The 905-nt window shown below is 69.1% G+C and carries 1 protein-coding gene; it reads right to left on the bottom strand.

Annotated features, from left to right (window positions below; all coding sequences use genetic code 11):
* A partial coding sequence (locus ACTNDJ_RS08930; RefSeq protein ID WP_441083571.1) for an IS256 family transposase occupies window positions 1–890 on the bottom strand: 890 nt, incomplete at its 3' end.
* Window positions 891–905 lie beyond the last annotated feature (15 nt).

The raw sequence follows: 905 nt of genomic DNA, 5'->3' as shown, positions 1-905 counted from the left end.
TGAAAATACGTTAGCGCAACCGGTGAAACCGCCTTTGCGCGAACGGCGCGCCTGTTTAGCGAAACTGGTGAAAAATAGATTGACGCTAACAACTGCGACACGATCCTGCCCACGCGGCGCCTGAGCTGCCAGGAGCCGGCCTCGCGCATGCAGACGCGCATGAGGTGGACCGCGCAGCGCTGCCACGCGGCGCCCTGGAAGACCTCGCCGAGCGCCCGGACGAGCCCCGGGCGGGCGTCCGAGACGACGAGCCGCACGCCCGCCGCCCCGCGCGAGCGGATAGCCCGCAGGAAGGCGAGCCACGAGTCGTAAGACTCGGTGTCAACCACGTCGACACCGAGGACGCGCCTCCAGCCGCCCGCATCGCAGCCGATGGCGGTGACCACGGCGGTGGAGGCGACGCGCCCCTCGCGGCGGCACTTGACGTAGGTCGCGTCGAGCCAGACGTAGGGCACCGGCGAGCCGTCGAGCGGCCTTCCGCACAGATCCTCGATGTCTGCGTCCAGGCTCGAGGCGATTGCGCTCACCTGGTCCTTCGAGAGCCTGGAGACGCCCATCTTCTCGGCCACCCTCTGCACCTTGCGGGTGCTCGTGCCCGTGGCGTACATCTCGGCGACGGCGGCAACGAGGGCGCGGTCGACGCGCTGGTAGCGCTCGAGCACGTCCTCCGGGAAGAAGCTGCCGGAGCGCAGCTTGGGGATGCGCAGCGTCAGCGTGCCGACGCAGGTGGCGAGCGACCTCTCGCGGTAGCCGTTTCGGCTGTTCGCCCCGCCACCGCAGAGCTGGTCGGCCTCGGCGTCCATCACGGCGTTCACGACCTGCTCGGCGAGTCTGCGAAGCAGCTCCTGCATATCGATGGCGCCGTCGTCGAAACGGGGCATAGCGAGCATGTCCGGCGTCGGGTC

It is taken from the genome of Collinsella sp. HCP3S3_D1 (assembly GCF_052064015.1).
In the GTDB taxonomy this organism is placed as follows: Bacteria; Actinomycetota; Coriobacteriia; order Coriobacteriales; family Coriobacteriaceae; genus Collinsella.
The sequence above is the reverse complement of the archived record's forward strand: the minus strand, read 5'-3'. Positions and strand labels throughout refer to the sequence as shown.